The organism is Halomonas sp. IOP_14 (assembly GCF_021021315.1).
GTDB classification, from domain to species: Bacteria; Pseudomonadota; Gammaproteobacteria; order Pseudomonadales; family Halomonadaceae; genus Vreelandella; species Vreelandella titanicae.
Genome location: NZ_JAINWD010000021.1, coordinates 1 through 20,541, shown reverse-complemented (window position 1 = coordinate 20,541; position 20,541 = coordinate 1). Strand labels below are relative to the sequence as shown.

The 20,541-nt window shown below is 52.6% G+C and carries 18 protein-coding genes; 11 read left to right on the top strand and 7 right to left on the bottom strand.

Annotated features, from left to right (window positions below):
* Nucleotides 1-95 precede the first annotated feature (95 nt).
* The 7 genes from gyrA to K7H09_RS14720 all read left to right on the top strand — a co-directional run bounded on the left by gyrA (nucleotide 96) and on the right by K7H09_RS14720 (nucleotide 10,565).
* Entirely contained in the window at nucleotides 96-2,840 is a 2,745-nt protein-coding gene (gene gyrA, locus K7H09_RS14750; protein ID WP_027959296.1) for a DNA gyrase subunit A, read from the top strand.
* Nucleotides 2,824-3,927 carry a 3-phosphoserine/phosphohydroxythreonine transaminase gene (serC, locus tag K7H09_RS14745; protein WP_022523604.1) on the top strand — a complete coding sequence of 368 codons (1,104 nt, stop codon included), beginning with the start codon at nucleotides 2,824-2,826 and terminating at the stop codon, nucleotides 3,925-3,927. The genes gyrA and serC overlap by 17 nt, the downstream gene beginning before the upstream one ends.
* 6 nt (nucleotides 3,928-3,933) lie before the next feature.
* Nucleotides 3,934-5,025 carry a prephenate dehydratase gene (pheA, locus tag K7H09_RS14740; RefSeq protein WP_009286587.1) on the top strand — a complete coding sequence of 364 codons (1,092 nt, stop codon included), beginning with the start codon at nucleotides 3,934-3,936 and terminating at the stop codon, nucleotides 5,023-5,025.
* 5 nt (nucleotides 5,026-5,030) lie between these two features.
* A complete protein-coding gene (locus K7H09_RS14735) occupies nucleotides 5,031-7,310 on the top strand; it encodes a bifunctional prephenate dehydrogenase/3-phosphoshikimate 1-carboxyvinyltransferase (RefSeq protein ID WP_039858355.1) in 2,280 nt (759 codons plus the stop codon).
* Entirely contained in the window at nucleotides 7,303-8,001 is a 699-nt protein-coding gene (gene cmk / locus K7H09_RS14730; RefSeq protein WP_022523601.1) for a (d)CMP kinase, read from the top strand. Before K7H09_RS14735 ends, cmk begins: the two co-directional genes overlap by 8 nt.
* A gap of 183 nt (nucleotides 8,002-8,184) precedes the next feature.
* Nucleotides 8,185-9,864: a 30S ribosomal protein S1 gene (gene rpsA / locus K7H09_RS14725; protein WP_008957327.1), complete on the top strand. Its 1,680-nt coding sequence runs from the start codon at nucleotides 8,185-8,187 to the stop codon at nucleotides 9,862-9,864.
* 326 nt (nucleotides 9,865-10,190) lie between these two features.
* On the top strand, nucleotides 10,191-10,565 hold the full coding sequence (locus tag K7H09_RS14720) for a histone-like nucleoid-structuring protein, MvaT/MvaU family (protein WP_022523599.1): 375 nt from the start codon (nucleotides 10,191-10,193) through the stop codon (nucleotides 10,563-10,565).
* Nucleotides 10,566-10,653: 88 nt separating this feature from the next.
* Here the strand turns inward: K7H09_RS14720 and K7H09_RS14715 are convergent, their stop codons facing one another.
* Nucleotides 10,654-11,484 (bottom strand): helix-turn-helix transcriptional regulator, encoded by an 831-nt coding sequence (locus tag K7H09_RS14715; protein ID WP_230805038.1) that lies wholly within the window; start codon nucleotides 11,482-11,484, stop codon nucleotides 10,654-10,656.
* A 374-nt stretch (nucleotides 11,485-11,858) separates the two neighbouring features.
* Here K7H09_RS14715 and K7H09_RS14710 point away from each other — a divergent pair, with 374 nt between their 5' ends.
* Nucleotides 11,859-12,218, top strand: coding sequence for a hypothetical protein (locus tag K7H09_RS14710; protein WP_039858361.1), 360 nt, complete (start codon nucleotides 11,859-11,861; stop codon nucleotides 12,216-12,218).
* Between the two features lie 23 nt (nucleotides 12,219-12,241).
* Here the strand turns inward: K7H09_RS14710 and K7H09_RS14705 are convergent, their stop codons facing one another.
* The 6 genes from K7H09_RS14705 to pilB form a co-directional block, all read right to left on the bottom strand.
* Nucleotides 12,242-13,129, bottom strand: a complete 888-nt coding sequence (locus tag K7H09_RS14705; RefSeq protein WP_230805036.1) for a DNA replication terminus site-binding protein — start codon at nucleotides 13,127-13,129, stop codon at nucleotides 12,242-12,244.
* Nucleotides 13,130-13,168: 39 nt separating this feature from the next.
* Nucleotides 13,169-13,402, bottom strand: a complete 234-nt coding sequence (yacG, locus tag K7H09_RS14700) for a DNA gyrase inhibitor YacG (RefSeq protein WP_022523595.1) — start codon at nucleotides 13,400-13,402, stop codon at nucleotides 13,169-13,171.
* A gap of 35 nt (nucleotides 13,403-13,437) precedes the next feature.
* On the bottom strand, nucleotides 13,438-14,040 hold the full coding sequence (gene coaE / locus K7H09_RS14695) for a dephospho-CoA kinase (RefSeq protein ID WP_039858363.1): 603 nt from the start codon (nucleotides 14,038-14,040) through the stop codon (nucleotides 13,438-13,440).
* A 68-nt stretch (nucleotides 14,041-14,108) separates the two neighbouring features.
* On the bottom strand, nucleotides 14,109-14,954 hold the full coding sequence (locus K7H09_RS14690) for a prepilin peptidase (protein WP_230805034.1): 846 nt from the start codon (nucleotides 14,952-14,954) through the stop codon (nucleotides 14,109-14,111).
* A gap of 192 nt (nucleotides 14,955-15,146) precedes the next feature.
* Nucleotides 15,147-16,379: a type II secretion system F family protein gene (locus K7H09_RS14685; protein WP_230805032.1), complete on the bottom strand. Its 1,233-nt coding sequence runs from the start codon at nucleotides 16,377-16,379 to the stop codon at nucleotides 15,147-15,149.
* A 3-nt stretch (nucleotides 16,380-16,382) separates the two neighbouring features.
* Nucleotides 16,383-18,131 carry a type IV-A pilus assembly ATPase PilB gene (pilB, locus tag K7H09_RS14680; protein WP_230805030.1) on the bottom strand — a complete coding sequence of 583 codons (1,749 nt, stop codon included), beginning with the start codon at nucleotides 18,129-18,131 and terminating at the stop codon, nucleotides 16,383-16,385.
* A 241-nt stretch (nucleotides 18,132-18,372) separates the two neighbouring features.
* Between pilB and K7H09_RS14670 the strand changes: the two genes are divergently transcribed.
* From K7H09_RS14670 to K7H09_RS14660, 3 genes are all read left to right on the top strand, one after another.
* Nucleotides 18,373-18,888: a pilin gene (locus K7H09_RS14670; protein WP_171051140.1), complete on the top strand. Its 516-nt coding sequence runs from the start codon at nucleotides 18,373-18,375 to the stop codon at nucleotides 18,886-18,888.
* A gap of 108 nt (nucleotides 18,889-18,996) precedes the next feature.
* A complete protein-coding gene (locus K7H09_RS14665) occupies nucleotides 18,997-19,431 on the top strand; it encodes an anti-virulence regulator CigR family protein (protein WP_138800338.1) in 435 nt (144 codons plus the stop codon).
* 94 nt (nucleotides 19,432-19,525) lie between these two features.
* The gene (locus K7H09_RS14660) at nucleotides 19,526-20,347 is read left to right on the top strand and encodes an inositol monophosphatase family protein (RefSeq protein WP_138800339.1); all 822 of its coding nucleotides are present in this window, start codon (nucleotides 19,526-19,528) and stop codon (nucleotides 20,345-20,347) included.
* Nucleotides 20,348-20,541: the final 194 nt, after the last annotated feature.

Sequence of the window (20,541 nt, the reverse complement as noted above, 5' to 3'; positions counted from 1 at the left end):
AGTATTTGCGCGCCGCTCTATGGTAATTTCAGAGCGGTGTTTACCAGCGCTTTCAACTCTCGCAGTGCCAATGCAGTGCAAAGGATCTGACTTTCATGGGTGACATCGCCAGAGAAATCTTGCCCGTCAATATTGAAGACGAGCTTAAACAGTCGTATCTCGACTATGCGATGAGCGTCATTATCGGCCGCGCGCTTCCAGATGTGCGGGATGGCCTTAAACCGGTTCACCGGCGTGTGCTGTTTGCCATGCATGAACTGGGTAATGATTGGAATAAACCGTACAAGAAGTCGGCGCGTGTCGTCGGCGATGTCATCGGTAAATACCATCCGCACGGTGATAGCGCGGTATACGACACTATCGTACGTATGGCGCAGCACTTCTCGATGCGCCATGTCCTGGTCGACGGTCAGGGCAACTTCGGTTCTATTGATGGGGATAACGCGGCCGCCATGCGTTATACCGAGGTGCGTATGTCGCGCCTTGCCCACGAACTGCTTGCTGACCTTGAGAAAGATACCGTCGATTGGGTGGATAACTACGACGGTACCGAGCGTATCCCCGCCGTATTACCCACCAAGGTACCCAACCTGCTCATTAACGGCTCGTCGGGTATCGCGGTAGGTATGGCGACCAATATTCCACCGCACAATATGCGTGAAGTGATTGACGGCTGTTTGGCCCTCATCGACGACTACACGCTGTCGGTAGATGACTTGATGGAGTATATCCCCGGGCCTGACTTCCCCACCGGTGCCATTATCAATGGCCGCGCGGGCATTTTGTCGGCGTATCGTACAGGCCGTGGACGTATTTATGTGCGCGCTTGCCACACCATTGAGCACCACGACAAAACCGGTCGCGATCACATCATCATCACCGAACTGCCTTATCAGGTGAATAAGGCGCGGTTGATCGAGAAGATCGCCGAGCTGGTGAAAGAGAAGAAGATTGAAGGCATCGCCGAACTGCGCGATGAGTCGGATAAAGATGGTCTGCGCGTGGTGATTGAAATCAAGCGCGGTGAGTCCGGCGAAGTAGTGGTCAATAACCTGTTTGCTCAAACGCAGCTGCAAAACGTGTTCGGGATTAACATGGTGGCGCTGGAAAATGGCCAGCCACGCACGCTCAATCTTAAAGAGATGCTGGAAGCCTTTATTCGTCACCGGCGCGAAGTGGTTACCCGGCGCACACTGTATGAGCTGAAAAAAGCCCGTGAGCGTGGGCATCTGTTGGAAGGCTTGGCCGTCGCTATCTCGAATATCGATGAAGTGATTGAGCTGATCAAAGCCTCACCCAACGCGGCTGAAGCGCGTGAAAAGCTGCTCGCCAAGACTTGGCAGCCCGGTCAGGTGACCGCCATGTTAGAGCGGGCCGGGGCTACTTCTTGCAAGCCAGAAGAGCTGGAAGAGGGTTTTGGTTTAAATACCGCGGCCACCTCTTATCGGCTTTCTCCTGCCCAGGCGCAGGCGATTCTTGAGCTACGCCTGCATCGCTTGACGGGACTTGAGACTGAGAAGCTGCTTGATGAATACCTCAGCATTCTTGAGAAAATTGCCGAGCTAACCGAGATCCTGGCCTCTGCTGACCGCTTGATGGAAGTGATTCGCGAAGAGCTGCGGGCGGTGCGTGATCAGTTTGGCGATGACCGTCGTACTGAAATTCAGGCTAGTCACCTCGATTTGTCGATGGAGGACTTAATCGCCGAAGAGGACATGGTGGTAACCGTGTCGCGTTCAGGCTATGCCAAGACGCAGCCGCTGTCGGATTATCAGGCTCAGCGCCGTGGTGGCCGCGGTAAGTCCGCAACGGCCATGAAAGACGAAGACGTGATTGAACATCTGCTGGTGGCCTCTACTCATGACACCGTGCTGCTGTTCTCAAATCGCGGCAAAGTGTACTGGCTGAAGGTGTACGAAATGCCCAACGCCAGCCGTGGATCGCGGGGTAAACCGCTGGTGAATATGCTGCCGCTTGAAGAAGGTGAAGCGGTCAACGCCATCTTGCCGGTGCGCGACTACAACCCTGATAACTACATCTTCTTTGCTACAGCCAAAGGCACCGTTAAGCGGACTAGCCTTGAGCAGTTCTCGCGCCCACGCAGCGTTGGCCTGATTGCCATTGACCTGGAAGAGGGTGACCGCTTAGTTGGTGCGGCGATTACCACGGGTAATGACCATGCCATGCTGCTGTCGTCTAACGGCAAGGCGATTCGCTTTGAAGAGGGCAAAGCCCGCGCCATGGGGCGTACTGCCCGCGGGGTGCGTGGTATGCGCCTAGCCGGCGACGCGGAAGTCATTAGCCTGATTATTCCTAAAAGCCAGCAGATCGACGCCGAGGCGGATGCCGAAGGGGAAACGCAAGACGGTGCCCAAGAGAGCACTGTAGCCGAGACCGCCGTTGGTCAGATCTACATTATGACCGCCAGTGAGAATGGTTACGGCAAGCGCACGCGCCTGGAAGAATTCCCGCTGCGTGGTCGTGGTGGCCAGGGTGTCATCGCCATGCAAACCAGCGAGCGTAACGGTTCGCTCGTGGCGGCGATGCAGGTCTATGACAGCGATGAAATGATGCTGATCACCGACCGCGGCACGCTAGTGCGTACCCGTGTGGAAGAGGTCTCGACCACATCACGGAATACCCAGGGCGTGATGCTGATTCGTCTTGGCAAAGAGGAGAAGCTGGTCAAGACGGTGCGCGTTGATGAACCGGAAGAGAGCGACGAGCTAAGCGCTCTTGAAGGAGCGGGTGACCCTGAAGAAAGCAGCCTTGAAGACGCACAGGCGAATAAAACATCCGATGATGCACAGGAAACGGGGACTGATGACACGTCACTATAATTTCTGCGCAGGGCCAGCGGCCCTGCCAGTGGCCGTGCTGGAGCGCGCCCGGGAAGAGTTGCTGGACTACCAGGGGCGCGGCCTTTCAGTAATGGAAATGAGCCACCGCAGCGATGAATTTATTGCCATTGCCGAGCGTGCCGAAGCCGACTTTCGTCATCTGTTGGGCGTGCCGGATAACTACCGCGTGCTGTTTCTACAGGGCGGGGCCAGCTTGCAGTTTGCCATGCTGCCGATGAACCTGTTGGGTCAAGGCGGTAGAGGCAATTTTATTCAGACCGGCATCTGGGGCAAGAAGGCGCTCAATGAGGCCAAGCACCTTGGTTTTGATTGCCATGTGGTTGCCAGCAGTGAGTCCAACGGTCATACGGCGGTACCCGCACAAGACGAACTGCGGGTGAGCGCAGATGCTGCCTATTTGCACTACACCTCTAACGAGACAATTGGTGGCTTGGAATTTGATTATACGCCGCATATTCAGCGTGCCGATGGTGCTCACGTGCCGCTGGTCTGCGATATGTCGTCGAACATTCTGTCTGGGCCCATCGACGTTAGCGAATTTGGCGTTATCTACGCTGGGGCACAGAAAAATATTGGCCCCGCCGGGTTAACGCTGGTGGTGGTGCGTGACGACCTGCTAGGTAAAGCTAGGGCCAATATACCTTCGCTATTTGATTATCAAATGCTGGCGGACGCTGGTTCGATGGTCAATACGCCCCCCACTTACGCTTGGTATTTAGCCGGGCTGGTGTTTCAGTGGCTGAAGGACGATATTGGCGGATTGGCGGCGATGGACGCTATCAATCAGCGTAAGGCAGATAAACTTTACGCAGCGATTGATGCCAGCGAGCTTTATAGCAATCCAATTGCTAAAGCCAACCGTTCGCGCATGAACGTGCCCTTTGTACTGGCCGATTCGGCACTGGATAAAGCGTTTTTACAGCAGGCCGATGCGGCGGGGCTGCTTAATTTGAAAGGTCATCGCAGTGTGGGCGGTATGCGTGCCAGCCTTTACAACGCGGTGCCTGAGTCTGCGGTAGATGCCTTAATTGCATTTATGGCCGATTTTGAAAAAACAAGGGGCTAAATCACGATGTCCGACACGTCGATCAATCTGGATGAGTTGCGCCAGCGTATCGATCAGCTCGATAGCGATATTCTGAACCTGATCAGTGAACGCGCCAGCTGTGCCCAGCAGGTGGCCCATGTCAAGCTAGCTGAAGATAAAGATGCGGTGTTTTATCGCCCTGAGCGAGAGGCGCAGGTGCTTCGGCGCATTATGGCGTTGAATAAGGGGCCGCTCGATTCAGAAGAGATGGCGCGGCTGTTTCGCGAAATCATGTCGGCGTGTTTGGCGCTTGAGCAGCCGGTAAAAGTTGCTTACTTAGGCCCTGAAGGTACCTTTACGCAACAGGCGGCGCTCAAGCACTTTGGTGAAAGCGCTGTTAGCCTGCCCATGGCAGCCATCGACGAGGTATTTCGTGAAGTAGAGGCGGGGGCCGTACACTACGGCGTCGTGCCGGTGGAAAACTCCACCGAAGGGGTGGTTAATCACACCCTGGACACCTTTATGGATTCCTCGATTAAAATTTGTGGCGAAGTAGTACTGCGTATTCACCACCATTTGCTGGTCAGTGAAACGACGCGCCGCGATAAGGTCTCGCGTATTTACTCGCACCCGCAGTCGTTTGCCCAGTGCCGTAAATGGCTGGATGCTCACTATCCCCATGCGGAGCGCGTGCCGGTTTCCTCTAATGCGGAAGCGGCCAAGTTAGTCAAAACCGAGTGGCATAGTGCGGCGATTGCAGGTGATATGGCGGCCAAGCTTTATGGGCTTGAGCACATTGCCGAAAAAATTGAAGACAGCCCGGATAACTCCACGCGGTTTTTGATTATTGGCAACCAGGATGTGCCCATGGCAGGAGAGGATAAAACCTCTATTGTGGTTGCCATGCGCAACCAGCCGGGGACGCTGCATGCGCTGCTGGAGCCTTTTCATCGCCACCAAATTGATTTAACGCGCCTTGAAACGCGTCCTTCGCGTACCGGTGTGTGGAACTACGTCTTTTTTATCGACTTTAAAGGCCATCGTGATGAGCCTGAGGTCGCGGCAGTGCTTGAAGAGGTGCAGCTACGAGCGGCAGATCTACGCGTGCTGGGCTCTTACCCCATAGGCGTGCTGTGACGTTAATGGCCGAAGACGGTGTGAAAACATCAGGCTGTCATGAGTCGCGTCTATTGATTGTTGGTCTGGGATTGATTGGTGGTTCGCTAGCGGCAGCGCTGCGCGCGGTAGGGTTTCAGGGTCAAATTGTTGCCTGTGACCCTGACGAAGCTGAGATTGCACGCGGTATTGAGATGGGGCTGATCGACTCAGGCAGTACCCACCTTGATGAGCAAGTCAATGACGCCACCATGGTAGTGCTGGCAGTGCCGGTGCTCGCCATGGAGAGCGTGATGGCAAGCTTGGCCGAAGCGCTACCTAACGCGTCGGCTGACGTTGTGATTACCGATGTTGGTAGTACCAAGGCGACTATCCGCGCCTGCGCTCAGCGTGTATTTGGCCAGGTACCCACTAATATGGTGCTGGGGCACCCTATTGCCGGTTCAGAAAAAAGCGGTGTGGCAGCGGCGAATCCGCGTTTGTATGTAGACCACAAGGTTATTTTGACACCTGAGCTGAACGTCGACCGTGAGGCTTTGCAGCGCGTGCGCTGCTTATGGGAAGCCTGTGGTGCCGATGTGCTGGAAATGGACGTAGAGCGCCATGACCAAGTGTTGGCGCGTACCAGCCATTTGCCGCACTTGCTGGCATTTTCGCTGGTGGATACGCTGGCCCGTCAGGATGAGCGGCTAGATATTTTTCGTTACGCAGCGGGCGGCTTTCGCGACTTTACCCGTATCGCGGGAAGCGACCCGGTGATGTGGCGAGATATTTTTATTGCCAACAAGCAGGCGGTTTTAGCATCGCTGGATGATTTTGAAGCGGGGCTTTCTCGATTGCGTCATGCGGTAGAAGCCGGTGACAGCGATGCGCTGATTGCCACCTTTGATCGGGCTAGCCACGCCCGGCACTATTTCGACTCTTTATTGAACAAAACCAGTTATCAGGCGGAATATCATATGCAACCACAAGGTAAGGTCACCTACCGTGTGCAGCCGGGCGGTCAAGCCCAGGGGCGTTTGCGCGTACCTGGCGATAAATCCATGTCGCACCGCTCTATCATGTTGGGCGCGCTGGCTGAGGGTGTCACTGAAGTAAAAGGCTTTCTGGAAGGTGAGGATAGCCTGGCGACCCTGCAGGCGTTTCGGGAAATGGGTGTGGCGATCGAAGGGCCGCACCAGGGCCGCGTGACGATTCACGGTGTGGGTATGCATGGCTTAAAAGCCCCCGCAGGCCCGCTCTATGTAGGTAACTCGGGCACCGCCATGCGGCTTTTTTCAGGACTGCTGGCAGGCCAAGCGTTTGATAGCGAGCTGACCGGCGATGAGTCACTAACCAAACGGCCTATGGGGCGCGTGGCTGACCCGCTGCGCTTGATGGGCGCAACCATTGATACCGCTGAGGGCGGGCGTCCGCCGTTGAAGATTCATGGTGGCGCCAAGCTTAAAGGCATCCATTACGATATGCCCATGGCCAGTGCCCAGGTAAAATCTTGCCTGTTGCTGGCGGGGCTGTACGCCGAAGGCGAAACTCGAGTGCGCGAACCTGCGCCGACCCGCGACCACACCGAGCGTATGCTCAATGGTTTTGGCTATGCGGTTTCCCGTGAGGGCGATACCTGCTGGCTCAAAGGGGGCGGTAAGCTCACCGCAGGCCCCATTGATGTGCCTTCGGATATTTCATCTGCAACCTTCTTCTTAGTGGCAGCTGCCATTACCCCAGGCTCAGATATCACCCTTGAACACGTCGGCATTAATCCCACCCGGATTGGCGTAATCAATATTCTTACCCTGATGGGGGCGAATTTGGCGTTAGAGAATGAGCGCGAAGTGGGTGGCGAGCCGGTGGCCGATATTCGTATTCGCTATGCGCCGCTGAAAGGCATTGATATTCCCGAAGAGCAAGTGCCGTTAGCCATTGATGAATTCCCCGCGCTGTTTATTGCCGCCGCTAATGCCGAGGGTGTGACCCGTCTTAGAGGTGCTGAAGAGCTACGGGTCAAAGAGTCTGATCGCATTCAGGCCATGGCCGATGGCTTGGCTGTGTTAGGTGTGCAGCACACCGTTGTAGACGACGGCATCGATATTGTCGGCAATGGCGATGCGCAAAAAGCGAGCTACGGCGGTGGGCGTGTCGATAGTCTGGGCGATCACCGTATTGCCATGGCGTTTGCGATTTCATCACTACGTGCAAGTGCAGAAATTGTGATTGAAGACTGCGCCAATGTGGCGACCTCATTCCCTGACTTTGTCGAATTAGCCACGCGTATTGGCATGGGCGTTAGCGTGGAGGGCGCGCATGAATGATCGTGTTGCTGCTGCTCCCGTTGTCACCATTGATGGGCCTGGCGGCGCAGGTAAAGGTACGATCAGTGGCTTGGTGGCAGAGCGCCTAGGCTGGCATCTTCTCGATAGTGGCGCACTTTATCGACTGACGGCTCAAGCAGCAGTTAAGCACAACGTAGCCGTTGACGACGAGTTGGGCCTGGCACGCTTGGCAGAGCAGTTAGATGTGGCGTTTCCTGTGGAAGAGGGGCAGCCACGTACACTGCTTGAGGGTGAAGATGTTGGCCAGGTGATTCGCACCGAACAGGCCGGCGAGCGAGCTTCTCAAGTGGCGGCACTGCCTGCGGTGCGCCAAGCCCTGCTACAGCGCCAGCGCGATTTTTGCCAAGCGCCGGGCTTGGTGGCGGATGGTCGTGACATGGGTACCGTGGTGTTTCCTGACGCGGCGCTGAAGATTTTTTTAACCGCCAGCGCCGATGAACGGGCGCGTCGACGCTATCTGCAGTTGCAGGAAGCCGGGGTGGATGCTAGTCTTTCGAGTCTTTTAAAGGAGATTCAGGCACGCGATGCACGCGACACGCAGCGCAGTGTGGCTCCTCTCAAGCCGGCAGATGATGCCATTACGCTTGATACCACGCGCCTGAGCATACCGGAAGTGGTTGATCGACTGACCGAACTGCTCGCCCAAAAAGGGCTGGTAAGCGGCGTCTGATTCTCCCTTGCGGCGCTTTTGGATAGGTGTCACGACGTGGCAGGGCACTAAACTCACATCGGTGAGCCCGGTCAGGTCTAACCAGCGTTAACACCCCCAAAGGCTGAGTGACATTAGGCCCGCACTTGCTGGTGGTGCGGAGAAGGCATTTATGCCTCAACAACGTAATTACGTAGGAACACCATGAGCGAAAGCTTTGCTGAGCTGTTTGAACAGTCTCTTAACGACATCAACATGGAGCCAGGCGCTATTGTCGCGGCTCAGGTTGTCGACATTGACGGTGACTGGGTTACTGTCAACGCTGGTCTGAAATCTGAAGGTCAGATCCCTGCGTCACAATTCCGCGATGAGCACGGTAATCTGAACATCGCTATCGGTGACGACGTGCACGTTGCACTTGAAGCCGTAGAAGATGGTTTCGGTGAAACGCGTCTGTCTCGTGAAAAAGCCAAGCGTGCAGAAGCTTGGAAGATTCTTGAAGCAGCCTTCGAGAAAGACGAAATCATTAAGGGCGTTATTAACGGTAAGGTTAAAGGCGGCTTCACTGTTGAAGTTGACTCTATCCGTGCCTTCTTGCCGGGCTCGTTGGTTGACGTTCGTCCAGTTCGCGACACTGCGCACCTGGAAAACAAAGAGCTGGACTTTAAAGTCATCAAGCTCGATCCGAAGCGCAACAACGTTGTGGTATCACGTCGTGCGGTTCTGGAAGCAGAGAACAGTGCCGAGCGCGAAGCGCTGCTGGCAACTCTGCAAGAAGGTCAGCAGATCAAGGGTATCGTTAAGAACCTGACAGACTACGGCGCTTTCGTAGACCTGGGTGGTGTTGACGGCCTGCTGCACATTACAGACATGGCGTGGAAGCGTATTAAGCATCCGTCCGAAATCGTTGCCGTTGGCGATGAGATCAACGTCAAAGTTCTGAAGTTTGACCGTGAGCGTAATCGCGTTTCACTGGGTCTGAAGCAGTTGGGCGAAGATCCGTGGGTCAACATTAAAGAGCGTTATCCAGAAGGCATGAAAGTACACGCGGTCGTCACTAACCTGACTGACTATGGCTGCTTTGCCGAGCTGGAAGAGGGTGTTGAAGGTCTGGTTCACGTTTCTGAAATGGACTGGACTAACAAAAACATCCATCCGTCTAAAGTCGTTCAAGTGGGCGATGATGTTGACGTCATGGTGTTGGATATCGACGAAGAGCGTCGTCGTATTTCTCTGGGTATCAAGCAGTGCACTGCTAACCCGTGGGAAACCTTCAACACTGACTACAACAAGGGTGACCGTGTTTCCGGTACCATCAAGTCAATTACTGACTTCGGTATCTTTATCGGCCTAGAAGGCGGTATTGACGGTCTGGTTCACTTGTCTGACATTTCTTGGACTGATACTGGCGAAGAAGCTGTACGCAGCTTTAAGAAAGGCGATGAAGCTGAAGCCGTTATCCTGTCTATTGATCCTGAGCGTGAGCGCATCTCGCTGGGCATCAAGCAGATGGATTCTGACCCCGTTGCTGAGTACCTGTCAGTCAACGATAAGGGCAGCATCGTAACGGGTCGCGTCATTGAAGTTGATGCTAAAGAAGCTCAAGTTGAATTGGCGACTGACGTTATTGCTGTGCTGAAAGCCTCTGAAATCAGTGCTGACCGCGTAGAAGACGCGCGCAATGTGCTGAATGAAGGCGACAGCGTAGAAGCCCGTATTGTAAGTGTTGATCGTAAGAGTCGTCAGATCAATCTGTCGGTAAAAGCGAAAGACCAAGACGATACGCGTCAGAACCTGAAGAAGATGCGTGAGCAAGAGCCGGAAACTGCAGGTGGCCCGACCACCATCGGTGATTTGATCAAGCAGCAGATGGGCCAAGACTAATTATCGATTAGTTATTGGTTTGTAAAAGCGCCGCCCTTATGGGCGGCGCTTTTGTTTGTAGTGGTTGAGTGCTTGTAATAGCTCTACGGTAGGTGTGTATAGTCGCCATGTTCTATTAGGGTTAAACTCTTTAAGCAGCAATTGAGTTTTAAAAAAACGATTAGTAATTGAGTGAAAATCAACTAGACTGTTGTCAGTTACTCTTTTTACAGGAATAATGTCCCTGCATTCTGAACTAGTGGGTGTCAAGGTTGTCAATCTGCACCTCAGTTAGATCCCATTCAGCTGAGCCCCATTCAGTTGGATAAGCTATTAAAGGAACCTCGATGTCATTACTTAACGAATATATCCAAAAAGAGCAGCAGCTAAAGCAGCTTCAGGAAGATTTGCAGCGCTTAGAAGGCGACCAGCGTCTAAAAAGCGAGTTGGAATTTAAGGCCAAACTTGAAGCGCTAATGACTGAGTTTGGCAAGCGCCCAGGCGATGTCATTGCCTTATTGGATCCGGCTGCTGACCAGCGTACGGCTAAAACCACAGCCAGTGGCAATGCACGTCGTAAGCGTCGTCTTAAAATTTACAAAAACCCCAAAACGGGGGAAGTCATTGAGACTCGTGGCGGCAACCATAAGGGTCTGCGTAGCTGGAAAGATCAGTATGGCGATGAAACCGTCGAGTCTTGGCTGGAGCGCATGGAAGACTAAGTTAGTTAACAACCGGCATTTCTGTACAGGAATGCCGGTTTTTTATTGCCCTGTGTTCAGCTATATCGCTAAGACGTGACCATCACTGCTAGGCTATTAAGGGAATACGAAGTTCTAAATGGTTCGCTTTCCATAATACCTGCGGAGGGTGGCCGCTAACGTGACAGACATTTTTCTTGTGAAGTAGATACATGATGGTATGCATCAACGCGCTATTTAGATCAGCGAAGTCGTCAAAGCACGTGCTCGCGTAGTGGTGGGTGGGAATGTCGACCCGCCGGTAGTGCACTGGTAACGCAATGTCTTGTGCATTGTCCGTATCCGATAGGTAAAGACCAAAGTCGGTACGGTATGAATGAAAAAATTCACTATTAAGTGCATTAACCTTATCTGCGAGTATGTCGGGCAGTGCAATGACGGTCGTTGATAGTCTAAGGCGCGCCTGTAAGCGCGCTAGCTGCTTATTCTGATAGCTGGCATCCCCTAGCCCCTTAATATGCGTGGGAGCTTTGTAGAGGCGCATTAGGATCATTTGGCGGTCATTGCTTTTTTCGATGCGCGTGTTAAAAACAGGATGCGGTTTTGGCTGAATGAGCGCGGTTTTCAGGGTTTGTCGAAAATGGCGCGGACTCAGCTGATAGCGACGTTGAAATGCCCGGGAAAACGACGAGTGGTTATGGTACCCGCAACGTATCGCAATTTGCGCTATATTGAGAGGAGTAAGCCCTAGCAACACCGCTGCGCGCTCCAATCGCCTTATTTCACGGTAGGCGCTAGGTGAGATGTCAAAGCTTTGGCGAAATTGGCGCCGAACTTGGGAAGATGAATACCCTATGTGATTCGCAAGGTCTTCAATACCGAGTGGCTTATCAAGTGTGTCCTGCAGCCAGATCTCAGCTCGTGTCATCGCGTTGAACATTATCTGGCCTCTAATACGTGAATCATACAGGTCGTGCTTATCTTGCCTGTAATGCACTCTCCCAGTGCGTTAGTGTTGGTAACCTGGCTGAAAGGAAAAAGTTCAGCTTACTGATGAGAGTGGAATCTCTATTCAGGCTACTTGTGGGTAATGTTGATGCGAGGCATCAATTAATGCGTTGTCGCTGACTGTGACGTGTTTGATAAATGTGTGGGTTACCCTCATATACCTAATAATGATGCCTTTATGCTGGTAATTGGGTGGCAAAGGCAAGTTTGCTCGTTAGCTTTACGCGTTTGTGCACAGTTTTTGCCAAAAAAAGCGACATTGGCAGTCATATCGACCATTTCAAGCAAGGTGTAAATGAAACATCGATGAAATATCAAAAGGTTCAAAAGCCGATAGATGAGCGCGAGAAGCTGCGTAAGTTTCGTGAGTTAGACGATGCTTTTGCGCAGGCTTTACGCCAATTAGATGACCCAGAGAGCGGTTTCGATATACCGACAGGCCCGCCGGTACGCTCGCTTGCGGCATTGGAGCAAGAAGATTTAGAAAGCCAGCAGGAGGAACAGCAACAAGAGCGGGAGCGTATTTTTAAACAGCGCTTTGAAGCTTTGTTGAGCGAGTATGGTGTGGATCATTACGACCTGGCCGAGCTGATCGAAGCGCTGCTTGGCTATGGGGTATGGCAGCAGGATGTAGTGCCTGCAGCTAGCATATCCAAAACACCGTAGAAGTCTTTGCAGGTGCCTTTATGCTAACGGTAGCGATAAATCCTCAAGCTCGGTAGAAATACATCCTGCTCTAGTTTCTCATCGCGTCGTCTTGCCCGTGTGCGGGCAGTGGGAGGTTCTGGCGTAGGCAGGTTAATGTGGGGCAGCCGCTGGTTATTGTCAGGCACAAAAATAGGCATAGCGGCATTCAGTGCCCGTCGTGTATGCCCATCGTCGAGTGGTTCGGTAAAAAACAGGTTTGCCCGCATCAGCGGGGCCTGAGTTTGCACCTGGGCAAGCACTTCGCCGCTTGGAATACCGGCTAGCTTGCGTAGCTGAATACGAATATGCGGTGCATCAGTATCAAGCTGCAATAGCTTATGTTCAGCTTCTTGAACTGACAGGCGTTTAATAGAGCGACCACTACTGTACCAAGCAAAGCGAATGCGTGAGACAGGCGCTTGTGCGATAGGTAGCTGCCGCCAGCTCTGTTTAAGATGTAAACGGGCAAGTCCATTGCGGCGTAACACTTCATCAACGTGAGGGTGGCGTTTCGGTAGGCGACTTTTTGCATCGCTAAGTGTTTGGGGAAATGCCTGTTTGATATGTTGTAATTGGTCACTAAAACTGACCTTGGCTTGATTTACAGCGTCTATTGTCATTAGTAGCTCGTCATTAGCGGCTACTACGGCAATATAGTTGCGCGTCTCACGGCCATCTTGATCCTGCTCATGCCACATATCGAACAGGGCTTTACGCAACCAATCGCTAGACGGCGCCGTTTGATGAAAGAGCCATGTTGCCGGTAGTTGCTGTTCGTATAGTGAAACAGCGGCTTCAATGGTTGCAAGTAGATGATCAAACTGCTGCTCCAGTTGAAGCAGCAGATGATAGGCCGAAGGCGATGATGGGTTAGCGTTTATCTCGGCCATAGTCAGTGTCAGTGCTCGTTAAGTCAGTTTTCGTAAAAACTAGGTCAGTGGTGCATCCTTGTCGGCTTGCGCCAGTAAGGTTTCTATATCGGCTTCATCCATGGCAGATTCGCCCGATATGCGATGTGACTCATCGGCCCAGGCACCCAAATCCAATAGTTGGCAACGCTTACTGCAGAAAGGGCGGTAAGTGCTTTCTGGTAACCAGGGCACGCGCTTAGCGCACTGCGGACAATTAACTTCTAGCGGGGAATCGTTTGCAGGGCGAGCCATAAAAAAACTCCAATTGCGTTAACAAGTGCGATATCTCAGTAGTTAAGCTGTCGACGGTAGCGTTCATCAAGCCGTGCCACTTGTTCCATCATGCTGGCGTGGTCACCGCTGTTATCTATCACGTCATCTGCCTTTGCTAGCCGTTGTTCGCGGGAAAGTTGGGCGGCGAGAATAGCACGCACCTGGCTTTCACTCACCCCATCACGCTGTTGGGTTCTCGATAATTGTAGCGCTTGGGGCACATCGACAACCACCGCGCGGTTTACTAGTGTGTTTTGACCCGACTCAAACAGTAACGGTGACACAAGCAGCACGTAAGGCGCTCCCTGGGCTTTGAGCCGCGCTAAATGCTGCAATAGCCGCTCCCTTATTCTGGGGTGTGTGATGGATTCTAGCCACTGGCGTTGTTTTGGATCGTTAAAAATAATCTCGCGCAGGGCGGCGCGATTAAGCGTGCCATCCTGGTGCATGACCTGACCGCCGAAGCGATTTCTAATGGCTAGCAGTGCCGGTTCTTCAGGTAAGACTATTTCCCTGGCGACATCATCGGCATCGACCCAGGCAGCGCCAAGCGTTTCGAAGGCGCGAGCGACGGTCGATTTTCCCGATCCAATGCCACCCGTTAATCCGATAATCATCTGCTGCCTCATATAGCTAAAGTTTATAGGGCCACGTTTCACATGGCCAAAGTTCACATGGCTCAATTTTACATAAGCAGGTTGAGATACATTGCCATTATTTCATCACCGACTAACAACGCCACCCAGCCGGCGAGGGCGAGAAAAGGGCCGAAGGGAAACGGTGTGCCGCGTAGGTTAGGTGAGTAGGCCTGGGCAACTATCCCAACAATGGCCCCAAGCCCTGCGGAAAGTATCAATATTAGCGGTAAAAAACTCCAACCCAGCCAGGCGCCTAGTGCTGCCAGCAGCTTAAAGTCGCCATAGCCCATACCCTCTTTGCCGGTGGCCAGTTTGAATAGCCAATAAAAGCTCCACAGTGAAAGATAGCCTACCATTGCGCCGATAACGGCACTTGGCAGCATCAGTGGCTGGAAGAGGAGCTGAAACAGTAACCCTGCCCAAAGCAAGGGGAGGGTGATGATGTCGGGGAGAAGCTGGGTGCGAAAGTCGATCACGGCGAGCACTAACAGCATCAGACAGGCCCCGTAGACGAAGGCTGATTCTGCCGTAAGCCCGTGGAGCGCTAGCACCGCCATGGCCAGTAAGCCACCGGCTACTTCTACCAGAGGATATTGAACGCTAATCGGCGTTTGGCACTCAGCGCAGCGGCCGCGGCGCTTTATCCAGCCAATCAGTGGCAGGTTGTCGTGCCATGCAATGGGGGCTTCACAGCGTGGACACATAGAGCCTGGTGTGACCAAATTAAAGCGTGGTGAGTGTTCAGCGCTAAGCTCAAGTGCTTCGCGGGCTTCATTACGCCAGCCACGCATCAGCATCACCGGCAGGCGCGTAATCACCACATTTAGAAAACTGCCCAGGCATAGCCCAATCAATAAAACGATTAACCACAGGATAAACGGAGGGTGATGCATGGAACTCCTTAGGTTTCTAGAAATTAGCGTTTTTTTAGGCTCTGTCTGAAAAGTCGGCGAGCGAAGGCCAGACAAGGCAAAAATCGGCGAAAAGACGGAGTTTACATGGTGTAAATGAGTACTTTGAGCCGATTTTTAACGCCGTATGGTCGAGCGCAGCCAGTTTTCTGACAGAGCCTAAGCATTTGGTGCTTAGAGGGCTGCGCCCAAGTCGAAAATGGGTAAGTACATAGAGACAACCACACTGCCAACGAGCACGCCCAGTACTACAATAATAACCGGCTCCATGAGCGAGGTAAGAGCATCGACCTTATTGTCGACTTCTTCTTCGTAATAATCGGCAACACGATTAAGCATGGCATCCAGCGACCCCGCTTCTTCACCGATACTGACCATTTGGATTGCCAAGGGGGGAAAGCGGTTGGTCATCCGCATGGCGAAGTGTAGCTGTTGCCCGGTGGCTACGTCCTGGCGCGTTTGTACCACCGCGCGTTCGTACACTTTATTACCGGTGGCACCGGCGGCGGTATCTAAGCCTTCTACGAGCGGTACACCGGAGGCAAAGGTCGTCGCTAACGTGCGAGAAAAGCGCGCGATCGCGGATTTATGCACGATGTCGCCAATGACCGGTAACCGAAGCAGCAGTGCGTGCATGCGGTAGGCGACATTGGGCGAGCGCTGAATGCTTATTTTGAGCAGGAACATGGCAGCAAACACTGCGCCGAGTGCCACTAGCCAATAACGCTGGGCAAGCTCGGATAAATTCACGGTCAACTGGGTCAGTGCTGGAAGTTCAGCGCCAAAGCTCTGGAACATGCTTTCAAATTCAGGCACTACTTTAATCAATAGCAGCATGGTGACTGCAATGCCAATCGTCATAACGGTGGTGGGGTACCAAAGCGCTTTTTTTACTCGCGCTTTCAGCGACTCAACCTTCTCCTTATAGGTCGCAAGACGATCAAGCATTTGATCCAGCGCACCTGACTGCTCGCCAGCGCTGACTAGGTTAACAAACAGGCGATCAAAGTGTTTGGGGTGACGGTTCAATGCATCAGAGAAGCTGGAGCCCGATGATATATCGCTTATCATCTGTTGCATTAGGGCAACCATAGCAGGTTTTTTTAGGCTCTCTGCCACCACTTGAAGCGCCTGTAGCAAGGGGATACCAGCGCGAACCATTGTGGCCATCTGGCGCGCAAAGACCATAACATCGTTGGGGTTAATTCGGCCGTTGCCGCCTAGGTTGGCTTTTTTACTAATCCGGTGGATAACGATATTTTGCTTGGTGAGTTTAGCGGCTACTTCGGCTTTACTGCGGCCAATCATCTCACCGCTTAGCGCTCTATCCTGGGGGGCTTTACCGATCCATTTCCAGCGCGCTAGCTTGATGGCGGGCGTTTGGCGTCGACGTGCCGTTTTAGCCATGCCTTACTCCTTGCTCACTCGGTTAACCTCTTCCAGGCTGGTAATACCCTGCATGACTTTCAGTAACCCACTGCGGTGAAGGCTTGGATAGCCCTCCTTGCGCACCTGTTGATCAATATCTAAGGCGTTGGCATCACGCATAATTAGTTGACGCATCGCTTCGGTGATCGGCACTACCTCATAAATGCCAATTCGACCTTTATAACCGTGAGTACAGTGCTTGCAACCTAACGGTTTGTAGATCGTTGCCTGATGGATTTCTTCGCTACTAAAGCCTTCTTTGCGCAGCGCCTCGTGGGGAATGTCAATGGGCTCTTTGCAGTGTGTGCATAGTTTGCGAGCCAGCCGTTGGGCAACAATCAAGCTAACGGCGCTGGCGATATTAAACGAAGAGACTCCCATATTAGCCAGTCGAGTCAGTGTCTCAGCTGCCGAGTTGGTATGCACCGTGGAAAGTACCAGGTGGCCTGTCTGAGCCGCTTTGACGGCAATTTCGGCTGTTTCAAGGTCACGAATCTCGCCCACCATGACCACATCAGGGTCTTGGCGCAGAAACGCTCTTAACGCACTGGCAAAATCGAGGCCGATCTTAGGCAATACATTCACCTGATTGATACCAGCGACTTTGATTTCAACCGGATCTTCGGCGGTGCAAATATTACGTTCCACTTTATTAAGAATATTAATGCCGGTATACAGCGAAACGGTTTTACCACTACCGGTAGGGCCGGTTACTAGAATCATGCCTTGGGGTTGTTTTAAGGCGTGCTCATAATAGCGCCGTTGTTCGTCGGTAAATCCAAGTTGCTCAATACCTAGCTGCATTGCGGTAGGGTCTAATATTCGCAGCACCAACTTTTCACCATAGACAGTAGGCAGCGAATTAACCCGGAAATCGAGGGAGCGGGTGCGCGAGAGCTTGAGTTTTATCGAGCCATCCTGAGGCAGGCGGCGCTCGGAAATATCAAGGCGGGCCATGATTTTTAGCCGGGCCGCGATACGATTGCGCATGGCGAATGGTGGCCGTGCCACTTCTATGAGCATTCCATCAACCCGAAAGCGTACTCGGTAAAGCGCTTCGTAAGGTTCGAAATGGATATCGGAGGCGCCTCGGCGGATAGCATCTAGCAGAATTTTGTTCACAAATTTAACGATGGGTGCATCTTCGCTATTTTGGGAAGACTCTTCCAGCGGTACATCGTTACCGCCGTTGTTCTGCATAATGCTCAGCGAGCTGACCACATCGTCCAACTCATCCAGCATGCCGCGCTCGTTGTGAGCAAGGTAGCTATTGAGAACGACAGTGATTTGATCAACGGGCGCGAGGATGCCTTCAATGCTCAGGCCTGTTGCAAACTGCAATTCATCCAGTTGCGTCAATGTGGCGGGGTAGGGCACCGCCACCGTGAGGCGATGACCGTGGCGCGCTAATGGCAAAACGTTAAGGCTCTGCAGTACTTTGACAGGATAGTCTGCAGCGGGAGGCAGTGAGGTAGGCCGCACCGCCTCCAGGTTAATGACTGGAAGCCCATACTCCCAGCCAGCCGCTAGTGTGGCTTTATTAGGGTCGACCAGGCCGCTTTCGATCACATGCTGAAGTAACGATATTTCCAAGTCCGAGGCGGTTGTTTCCGCTGTTGCGGCCTGGGCGTTGGTCAGCAAGCCGTGCTTGACCAAGCGCTGGGCAATGCCGCGCAGGTCGCCATGTGCGGAGGCGTGGCTTAAAGTCGACTCTAAGGAGGGCTGGCTCATCAAAAAACCTGTTTTACATCGATATAAGCGTGTTACTTGTACCATAAACTAGCGTTTACAGGGATGAAATGACTAATCCTTTCACGTAGTTAAAGCGGTAGTCAGCTAAGCCGATCATATTAATAAGGTTCGTTGTAAAAGTAGACCATTTAAGTTAGTTTAATTTCAACGATTTCTAATTCTTTTTAAGGATCCACGATCCTTAAAAAGGCTTTTCCTTCACCCCACAGGAGATGCCTTCATGCAGAATGCTGCACAGCCAATTTCTCGTAACACCACCCAAGGCGGTTTCACGCTGATTGAGCTGATGATCGTCGTTGCGATTATTGGTGTATTGGCATCTATTGCCATACCGCAATATCAAAATTATGTGGGTCGCGCGCAGGCTGCAGAGGCTTTTACTGCTACAGCAGGTTTGAGAACTGACATCGGTTTATACTTTTCTGAGAATGGAAACTTTGTAGGCTATAAAACAATAAACAGCACCCCTTCTTACATCTCCAATACCGCAAATCAAATAGGTGGTCAGTACATCAGTGGTGTGACACTAAATGGACAAGCGAGCGGTGGGTTCACCGTCGCATTTGATAATGGCGTTCATAGCGGCTCTTCAATGGTGATTCAACCACTTATCAGCAATGAAACGACGAATGATGCTGTGGCAACTGCTAGCACTAGCGGTGGGCAAATTACTGGTTGGCGTTGTAGCAGCACTACTATCGACGATACCTTTCTTCCCTCAGCTTGTCGTCCCTAGCTCTTTACTTATTAATTCCAAAGGGCCCACGTGCCCTTTATTACTTCCATACTTCCTACTCATTTGTTCTTTACACTATAAACTCTGACCTTAAGCGAGGAGCTTACAGTGAAGCCCATCAAACTGATTGCCATAAGCGCGCTTGGCGCATTGCTAGTTAATAGCGCAGCCTTTGCTCAGCCTGACCATGCCCCGGCTCACGGTGCCCGCGATAAGGGCCAGCACCTGCAACATGAATCTAACCGACCTGGTCACTTCCGCGATGAGCGGGTTGATTTACCACGCATTAACGAACGTGAGTTGCGCCAGCTGCTGCGCCGGCATGACGCACCGCGAGCCGAATCGTTGCCGCCAGGTATTCAGCGCAACCTTGAGCGTGGCAAACCTTTGCCCCCAGGTATCGCCAAGCGTTTTGACGGCCAGTTAGCATCTCAATTGCCGCGCTACCCAGGCTATGAGTGGGAGCGTGTTGGTGCCGATGTGGTGCTAATTGAAGCTGCCACGCGCATCGTGGTGGATGTATTGGTAGACGTATTGCGTTAACCATTGCAAGCGCAAGTCGGTATGACTCGAAAATTACATCCCGGCGGCTTATGGTAGAAGCTCACAGTATCATCGCGTCCTAAAGGGAGATTCAATGAGCGACCACACACTAGCCGCACGTCTTGAAATTACTATCGCTATTGCCGAAGAAGCTGGGCAGATGATTATCAAGGCGCGGGAGCAGCAAGGCTTTGCCCAGCGCTTAAAAAAGGATAATGAGTTGGTCACCGACGTGGATGTGGCCGTGGATGAACTCATTAGTCAACGCCTGGAGGAGCACTTTCCGGGGGAAGCGCGGCTGAGTGAAGAGCTTGCTCCAGAAAGCGCTTTGCATGAAACAGCACCTAAGCTGTGGGTGGTGGATCCTATTGATGGCACGGTTAATTTTGCTCAAGGGCTTCGCCACGTAGCGGTTTCCATTGGCTGGATGGAAGAGGGCGTTGCCAAGGTGGGCGTTGTTCATGCACCGTTTTTAGGTGAGACCTTTAGTGCTGCAGAAGGCTCTGGGGCTTTTTGCAACGGTCAAACCATACAGCCAAGCAGTGCGGAATCACTGGCGAACACCCTGGTAGGGACAGGATTTCCCTACCGTAAAGAGGAGCGTAAGCAACTTTTGAAGCGCTTGGAAGCTGTGCTGTTTGAGTGCCAAGACGTACGTCGTAATGGCGCAGCAGCGCTCGATTTATGCGATGTAGCCTGTGGTCGTCTGGATGCATATTACGAGAGTGTCTCGCCCTGGGATTTCGTTGCAGGCTGGGTTATTGCACGGGAAGCCGGCGCGCGAGTAGGGCATCTATACCCAGTACCTTCAGCGGTGCCGGAAGATATCTACCCGGATCATTTAATCGTAACGGCCCCCGGTGTATATGACGCAATGGCTTATCTGCTGCTTGAAGCCGATCAACGTAAGCCATAAAGGGTGATGAGATTTATAGCGGTGTGTGACAAATACTTGAAAAGAAAGCGCTATAAGGGCTTTTCATTTATGCAAGAAACCGCTAGTATACGCACCGTCTTGAGGCAAAGATGTAGCGGCCAATAAAGACAGCGGAGCGTGGCGCAGCTTGGTAGCGCGTTGCAATGGGGTTGCAAAGGTCGCAGGTTCGAATC